Origin of the sequence: uncultured Catenibacterium sp., assembly GCF_900540665.1 — a bacterium.
Lineage (GTDB): Bacteria > Bacillota_I > Bacilli_A > Erysipelotrichales > Coprobacillaceae > Catenibacterium.
The window spans coordinates 1-8,314 of the sequence record NZ_UQGV01000086.1 but is presented as its reverse complement, the minus strand read 5'-3'; the positions used below and the strand labels follow the sequence as shown (position 1 = coordinate 8,314).

8 protein-coding genes are annotated in these 8,314 nt (G+C 33.3%); 1 reads left to right on the top strand and 7 read right to left on the bottom strand.

Annotated elements, in window-relative coordinates; genetic code table 11:
* Positions 1 to 83: 83 nt before the first annotated feature.
* From QZQ55_RS09835 to QZQ55_RS09810, 6 genes are all read right to left on the bottom strand, one after another.
* A complete protein-coding gene (locus QZQ55_RS09835) occupies positions 84 to 374 on the bottom strand; it encodes a hypothetical protein (RefSeq protein ID WP_040389743.1) in 291 nt (96 codons plus the stop codon).
* Positions 375 to 406: 32 nt separating this feature from the next.
* Positions 407 to 2,215: a cell wall metabolism sensor histidine kinase WalK gene (locus QZQ55_RS09830; protein ID WP_295092898.1), complete on the bottom strand. Its 1,809-nt coding sequence runs from the start codon at positions 2,213 to 2,215 to the stop codon at positions 407 to 409.
* Entirely contained in the window at positions 2,202 to 2,864 is a 663-nt protein-coding gene (locus tag QZQ55_RS09825) for a response regulator transcription factor (protein WP_295092896.1), read from the bottom strand. Before QZQ55_RS09825 ends, QZQ55_RS09830 begins: the two co-directional genes overlap by 14 nt.
* Before the next feature lie 57 nt (positions 2,865 to 2,921).
* A complete protein-coding gene (locus tag QZQ55_RS09820) occupies positions 2,922 to 4,607 on the bottom strand; it encodes a phospho-sugar mutase (protein WP_295092894.1) in 1,686 nt (561 codons plus the stop codon).
* A 198-nt stretch (positions 4,608 to 4,805) separates the two neighbouring features.
* On the bottom strand, positions 4,806 to 5,291 hold the full coding sequence (ybaK, locus tag QZQ55_RS09815) for a Cys-tRNA(Pro) deacylase (protein ID WP_295092892.1): 486 nt from the start codon (positions 5,289 to 5,291) through the stop codon (positions 4,806 to 4,808).
* A 30-nt stretch (positions 5,292 to 5,321) separates the two neighbouring features.
* On the bottom strand, positions 5,322 to 5,984 hold the full coding sequence (locus QZQ55_RS09810) for a hydrolase (RefSeq protein WP_295092890.1): 663 nt from the start codon (positions 5,982 to 5,984) through the stop codon (positions 5,322 to 5,324).
* A gap of 109 nt (positions 5,985 to 6,093) precedes the next feature.
* Between QZQ55_RS09810 and QZQ55_RS09805 the strand changes: the two genes are divergently transcribed.
* Complete coding sequence (locus QZQ55_RS09805) at positions 6,094 to 7,071, top strand: D-cysteine desulfhydrase family protein (RefSeq protein WP_295092888.1); 978 nt, start codon at positions 6,094 to 6,096, stop codon at positions 7,069 to 7,071.
* On the opposite strand, the gene QZQ55_RS09800 is transcribed toward QZQ55_RS09805, so the two are convergent.
* Positions 7,068 to 8,186 (bottom strand): ABC transporter permease, encoded by a 1,119-nt coding sequence (locus tag QZQ55_RS09800; RefSeq protein ID WP_295092886.1) that lies wholly within the window; start codon positions 8,184 to 8,186, stop codon positions 7,068 to 7,070. The two genes, QZQ55_RS09805 and QZQ55_RS09800, sit on opposite strands and share 4 nt — an antisense overlap.
* Between the last annotated feature and the right edge of the window lie 128 nt (positions 8,187 to 8,314).

Here is an 8,314-nt window from a genome sequence, read left to right as displayed (position 1 = left end):
TGGTCGGACTATCTCCGACTGAATCAGTGCCATGCCCGGCACACTAGAAAAAAGACTGATATCACACAAGTGATATCAGCCTTTTATTTTTCTACAGTATTGTTTTCTTCATCTCTAAATAATTCTTTTTGACAATGGGGACACACTGTTAAACTACCTGCATCTTTGGTAGGAAGGTAGTTATGACAATAAGGGCATCTCCAATAAACGAGACCAAGAATAAAATAAATAACTAAACAAATAATAATCGCAATTGTTAGAATAATCGCAATTGAGGCGTAACCTATGAAATAACAGACTAATGCTGCAATCGCAAGGAGACTAGCCAGATAACTTTGTTTAGACATAAAAAACTGTACTCTTTTTAGTTTCATAAGATCACCCATTCCCTACTTGCCTTATTATATCAATATTCAAAGTAGAATAGAACACCTTTTTCTGTATTTTCTACCCCAAAATGATAACTATGTCTCTCTAATATCGCTTTTACAATAGGAAGACCGAGTCCTGTTCCGCCCTGATCCTTAGAAATATAAGCTTCCCAGATGGATTCCATCTCTTCCTGTGAGAGATGATGTCCTTCATTTTCTATTTCAAAACGATGATTTTTAATACGATATGTAATCGTACCTTGTTCATCTGTATGCTTAATCGCATTAGATGTCAGGTTATTAATAACTCTTTCTATCTGAATAGGATCACAATCCAAAACTACTTCTTCATATTCTTTCACAATATGAAGATGCTTCTTTTCTAGTTCATATTCAAAATCATCTATCACTTCTTCTACAAGTTCTGATAATGAAATATGATAATTATTTAATTCTATCTTACCTGATTCTAATCGAGATAATTCCAACATTGTAAGTACGATACCATTAATACGTTCAATCTGTTCATTAATGATACGGATATATTTCTCTCTTGTAACCTGCGTTGTGGCATCTTCTAATAATTCAGAATACCCCGCAATAATACCAAGAGGTGTTTTAATCTCATGAGTAAAATTCGCAATAAACTGTTTTCTTGTATGTTCTAGTCTTTGAACATGTTCAAGCTGTTCGGTAAGCTGATTGATTGTATTCTCTAAGTTTGTACTCATGATGTTGATATTGTTTTCTAACTGTCCTATCTCATCATGACGTGTAATCAGGAATTTTTCACTGAAATCATTCTTCGCAATTTCATTAGTAACTTCTGATACATGTCTTAATGGTTTTGTGATCATATGTGAGATTACAATAGAAATCACTACATTCAGCCAGAGTACAATAATATAAATATACCAGGAATGTTCAAAATAGTTCACTGCTGCTCTTTTAGTTAATTTAGGTATAAAGCTAGCTGATACAAAATAACCCTTTACACCACTCGCATTTGACACTGGAGATATTTCCTGGTTCAGTTCTGAAAGCACAATAATCATTGTCCCATCATTCACATTAATACTCTTAGAATGCACATAATCAGATCCTCTTGCATATTCAATGTTATCGATTTTCTTGATCTGTTTCTCTAATGCCTTCTTAAGTTTCTTATAATCAGTAAACTCTCTTCCACCACTTGAACCATTTCTTTCATAAAAGCATCTTTCTGACATATACCAGGATACTTTATATTTCTTTAATGATTTGTGTGTGCCATTTAATAAAACCTTACCATTAATCGCAAGATACGCAGGATGAATATCTGTTGTATCCATTGATGTATAATATTCAACCTCTCTCTCACCATCATTAATATAATATTGTTTCTTTTGAGACTTAGCACCACCTATGACTACATCATAATTCTCATCAGGATGTTCAATCATATACTTATTGATTTTCTCTACTAGATTATTTTCAGATATATCCACCATGATTTCCTGACTCTTATTATCATCAAGAATCCACAATTGAGAAATATGCAAAGAAGCACTGCTCACAAATGACTTGATATTATTGTCACTATCCACTATTGCAGACATACCCTCATTTGTAAGATAGTAATTCTTTAAATACTTGGTTATATCTGGATTATCTAAAGAATACTGTGTCTGATATATATTCTGTAAGCCAGAAGTCAATGAAGCATCATATGAAGAACTAATAATACGTTCCTTGTATTCTGTAATACCTTGTAAGGACATAAGCCCAAGAATAATCACAAATACAAACAACATCAAGAAGAAGGTACGCTGTACAAGTCCAAAAGACCATTTAGTCTTCTTCATCTGTATATGTATAACCTGCTTTCATAATAGTCTGAATACGATGTGAATGGACACCTAGTTTCTTTCTTAACTTCTTAATATAAGTATCTACAGCACGTCCATCACCATAATAATCATAGCCCCAGACCTTATTTAAAATCTGAGAACGTGTAAATAACTGATTCTTATTATTTAAGAATAATTCCATTAATAAATATTCCTTATTAGGAAGTGCGACTGGTTCACCATCTACATACATTAAATGTTTACTTGCATCCAACCAGATGATTTCTTTATCTTCTTTTTCTGTCTTCTTGCTTCTATTTAAAATAGCCTGACATTTCGCATATAAAACAGAAGGTTTAAATGGCTTTGTGATATAATCATCCGCTCCTACATGATAACCATCCAGCATATTATCAGTCTCAGACAAAGCGCTGATAAAAATAATAGGCATATCATATTTTTCACGGATCTTCTTACATGTTTCATATCCATCCATTCCTGGCATCATAATATCAAGTAAAACCATATCAATATCCTGATTCACTTTATTCAAAGCATCATAACCATCTACTGCTTCAATCACTTCATAATCTCTTGCCACAAAATATTCCTTAATAATATCTCTAATAAGTACTTCATCTTCTACAACTAATAATTTATACATGTTACACCTCCAAAGATAAATAAAAGGGCTCTATCGAAGATAGAGTCCCCACATGAGTTATTCACCAATTAATTCCATCATTGCCTTATGGAATACTTCTGTCTTATCAGCAGCATCCTTTGCATCTGTACCCTTAATTGAGAAATAGAATTTACACTTAGGTTCTGTACCAGAAGGTCTAGCAGCAATCCAAGAACCATCTTCTAGGTAATACTTTAATACATTTGACTTTGGTAAGTCAATTGTTGTGCCATCAGAACGTTCGCTTGTTGCATAATCTTCACTTAATACAACCTTCACACCGCCAATTTCAGTAGGCTTATCTTTTCTTAAAGTATCCATCATTTCTTTGATACGTGCAGCACCTGCAGCACCTGCCTTAGCTAAAGCAATCTGTGATTCCTTGAATGTACCATACTTAGCATATAATTCATTCAATACATCAATAAGATCCTTACCCTGCTTCTTATAGTAGTTACCACATTCAGCAGCAAGTAATACAGCCTGTACAGCATCTTTATCTCTTACGAAGTCTTCTACAACACAGCCATAGCTTTCTTCATAACCGAAGATGAACTGTTTTTCATGTGTCTTTTCATACTTTCTGATCTTATCACCAATGAACTTGAATCCAGTTAATGTCTTTTCAACATCAACACCATAGTTTCTAGCAACTAATTCACCAAGATCACTTGTAACGATAGTATTGTACATAACTGCATTATCAGGTAATGTACCCTTCTCTTTTCTCTGAGATAAGATATATTCAAGATATACAGCAGCACTCTGGTTACCACTCATTAATACATATTCACCATTATGTTTCGCAACAACACCAAGTCTATCACCATCAGGATCTGTAATTGCGACTACATCAGCATCTACTTCTTTCGCAAGCTTAATAGCTAATTCATAAGAAGCATCTACTTCTGGGTTTGGAGACTTTGTATTTGTATAATCTGGATCAGGTGCACACTGTGCAAGTACTGGCACAATATCATAGCCTAATCTCTTTAAGCATGTTCTTACAGGGATGTTATCTGCACCATGCTGTGGTGAATAAACAATCTTGAAATCAGATTTATCTAGTCCAGGATTGATTTCAATACCCATTACAGCTTTGTAATAAGCTTCATCCACTTCTTCTCCTACCCATGTAATGAATGGATAAGCTTCTTCATCACTAATCTGTTTGATTTCTAATTCATCATCGATTTCATTTACATAATCAACAACGATATCGCCCCATTCAGGGATTAACTGACAGCCAGTATCATCATATACTTTATAACCGTTATATTCCTTAGGATTATGAGAAGCAGTAATCATGATACCACCTGCACATTTTAAATAACGTACTGCGAAAGATAATTCTGGAGTAGGTCTTAAAGATTCCATGATATAAGACTTAATACCAAACTTTGCTAGAATCTTAGCAGATTCAATCGCAAAACGATATGACATATGTCTGTTATCATAACTGATTGCTACTCCACGTTCTTTACCTTCTGGTAAATTAGCTACATATTTCGCAAATCCCATATTTGCTTTACGAACTGTATAGATGTTCATACGGTTTGTACCTGCGCCTAAAATACCACGCATACCTGCTGTACCAAATTCAAGATTCTTATAGAAAGCATCTTCCTTCTGTTCATCTGTCATTCCGGCAAGTTCTGCCTTTAATGAAGCATCCATGTCTTCATAGTTTAACCATTGCTCATATTTTTTATTAATATCCATTTTTAAGCGTCACCTCTTGGGTCTATTATACCATTTTCGAAAACCTATAGAAACAAAAAGCGCTACAGTTGCATTATTTTCTCATAACTTTCACTCTAACTTTAGATATTTATCTATATTAAATAGTTATATTTACGAATATCAATATGTTTTTGTCGAGAACTCCTAAGTAAACACTTACAGATAGACAAAAGGGGATCAGTGTTCTCTCACTACATCCCCTATTTTTGCGTCACAATATGTTGTAATATCCTTTGATGAAACAATCATCTGATAGCCTCTTTTACCTGCTGAGAGGGCGATAAGACGGTCTTTTTCTATGCTGGCATCAAAATATGTAGGAAACTTCTTTTTCATGCCAACAGGAGAACAGCCTCCACGCATATAGCCTGTTAAGCCAAGTAAATCCTTCATATGAAGCATTTCTACCTTCTTATGTCCAGATAACTTAGCTAGCTTCTTTAAGTCTATTTCCTCTAATACTGGAATACAGCATACTAAGTAATCATGGTCTTCATGTAATACAAGTGTTTTATAAATATCACCTGCATCCATATCAACCTGTGATGCCACATGTTCACCACTTAAATGTTCTTCATCATATTCATATGTCTTGATCTCATAAGGAATCTTATCACGATCAAGCATTCTCAATGCATTTGTTTTAATTTTACTCTTTTTCATATATATCACCTTGAATGCTATTATAGCACTTTATCTAGGCCAATGTTCATTTTCTACAAAATAAGTGGCTTCCATATCAGCTGTAGATAACGCAAACGCTTCTGGAAAACGACTAAATACATTTCCTACTGTTCTTGCATCATCACCATAACTAAAGCCCATATGATAGGCAATAGCGGCTGTTTCTATATCTGTAAGCTTTAAATAGCGATTCATGATGTAAACACTCTTAGAACCATGTCCTACAGGGAATGCATCTTCTATTGTATAGAAAGGTACTTGTTCCCATTGTCCCTGAGCATTCTTCTTATTACGCATTTCTGTCTTATAGATATCAACCTTGCATAAATCATGAAATAAAGCACATAATGCGATACTTTCTTCACTCATAGATAAATGATACCCTGGTTCGCAGCGCTTCTTTACATAGCTTCTAAAACAGAAATAGACATGAAGACTATGATCACATAACCCTCCTTCATAATCTCCATGATAACGTGTACTTGCAGGTGCACTATAGAAGTCAGTACCTTCTAGCCATGAAAGAAGATCATAGATGCCTTCTCTTTGTATATATTTATGACAAATATCATTAAATAATGTTTTTACTTCAATAGAAGATAAATCATCTCTCTCAGGATACATATCCTTTGCGAGTCTTAATAAAATACCATCTTTTCCAATTGTCTTCATGTTTAAGTCTCCTTTTATCCTCATTATTATACCAAACTTTACAACAAGAAGAGTGTAATTTTACTTTATTCTCTAATTCCACTATACTATTAGTAGAGAGGTGAAAGACATGAACAAATTACATTTGGCCCAGTTGCCTACTCCTATAGAAAAAATAGACTATCTTTCAAACAAATATAAACTAAATATTTTTGTAAAAAGAGATGACTTAACAGATAGTATCACATCTGGCAATAAGATTAGAAAATTAGAATACAGTGTGGCAGAAGCTTTATCTTTAGGCTGTGATACACTCATCACAAATGGTGGATTTCAGTCCAACCATTGTCGCTCTACTGCTGCAGTAGCCGCAAAACTAGGATTAAAATGTATTCTTATACTAAGAAAAGAACCTGGTGAAAATATTGAAACAGCTAACTTCCTTTTAGATCATATGCTTGGTGCTGATATTAGAGTAAAGGAACATGATGATTTCCAGGCACATAAAGATGAAATGATGCAGGAAGTCTATCAAGAAGTATTAGATCAAGGTGGTAAACCCTATATTATTCCTATGGGGGCTAGTAATGGAATCGGTACTTTAGGTTATATCGATGCTTTTGATGAAATACTAGAATATGAAAAAAAGACAGGCATAGTCTTTGATACTGTTATTGATGCAGTCGGTTCTGGTGGAACTTATACTGGATTATATCTAGGCAATGAATTAAGACAAGCCCATAAAGATATTGTTGGTATTAATGTATGTGATGATGCTGATTTCTTTATTAAAGAAATTAATAGTATTATTGATGATACATTGCCTCATCTTGATGTTGAAGATGTGGATAGAAGTCATATTCATATAATTGATGGATATGTAGGAAGGGGCTACTCTTTAAGCCGTAAAGAAGAACTAGAAGCTATTTCTGATTTATCTAGACATAGTGGTATTATTCTCGATCCTGTATATACAGGTAAGGCATATTATGGACTTATCCATGAATTAGAAAAAGGTACATTTGATCATGCAAAGAATATTCTATTTATGCATACCGGTGGTATTTATGGCTTATTCTCTAAATCAAAAGAAATAATCTCAGCCTAGGCTGAGATCATTTTCTTATATGTTATAATCACTGTTTCTAGATACATGATAGATGCAATGCCAACTGTTTCTATCATGATTTTTGGTGTATAAACTGTCTTAATCTTTCTTATTTCTTTTTGAGATATTGTCATATCATGGCGAGAAAGAGATGTATTAATCGTATATTTTGAAAGATAAGGACTTGTAAAGAAAGAGATAGATAACGCAATAATAAAAACAATGAATGTTTTTAAAAGATTCCTTGATAATCCCATATATACAAGTATTAATAGAAATGAGCTTATGATTAATAGTATAAATGGGAGAGTCTTTACTTTATCATATATATTTTCAAATATAGAGACACAGGCATTATATTGTGCATCATTGGAAGTAAGCTGTAATTGACTCCAGTCCAATGGAGTTTCTTGTGCTTTCTTAATAAAGTCTTCTGATGTATCTTCTTTAGTTAAATAATAAGTGACAGAGGACAGAGTCTCTTCTGTATGACTTAATGACTGTGCTTTTGATAAAGAGATAAAGATTGTATTATAAGGCTTTAGACGACTCAATAGACCTACTTTATTCTTATAAATACCCACAATAGATAATGAAACATTTCCTTTTTCAGTATTGAATTGAATACTGTCTCCTATACTTAGATTATTATTTTTAGCTAATGCGTAGGATATAACTGCATTGGATGTATTCTCATCTTTCTTTGTGAGTAGTCTTCCTTCTTTTAATTGATATTCTTTTGAATTAAAGTCCTGAATCAGCGTCATAGAAGAATAACCTGCAAGAAGAAATGAATCTTCTTGATGGTTTTTTAAATGAATACGAGGAAAAGAGAGATGTGTATCTACAGATTGAAGTGATGAAGATGCATTAACTAATTGTTCATAGTTATAGGCTTTTACACCTTTAAGGTGTATTAACTCTTTTGCATCAATAAGACTGATACCTCCATTATTAGATGTCAGTGTTACTTCATATTTCAATTGTTTCTTATATTTGTTAATTACCTGCAATGATCCCTGCTTAATAAATAAGCACATCATAATCATATTCATTGTAATCAGTACAATTATAAATAGTAATAAATAGCGTAAGCCCTCTTTCCCCTTAGACATAAATGACGCCTCCTTATAACTATAATAAGAAATAATATTTGCGTTATTATGGAGTAAATATGGGAAAAAGTGTGTAAGAAAGTAGGCTAACCTATCACTAGGCTAGCCCCTTATCAAACCGTACGTGC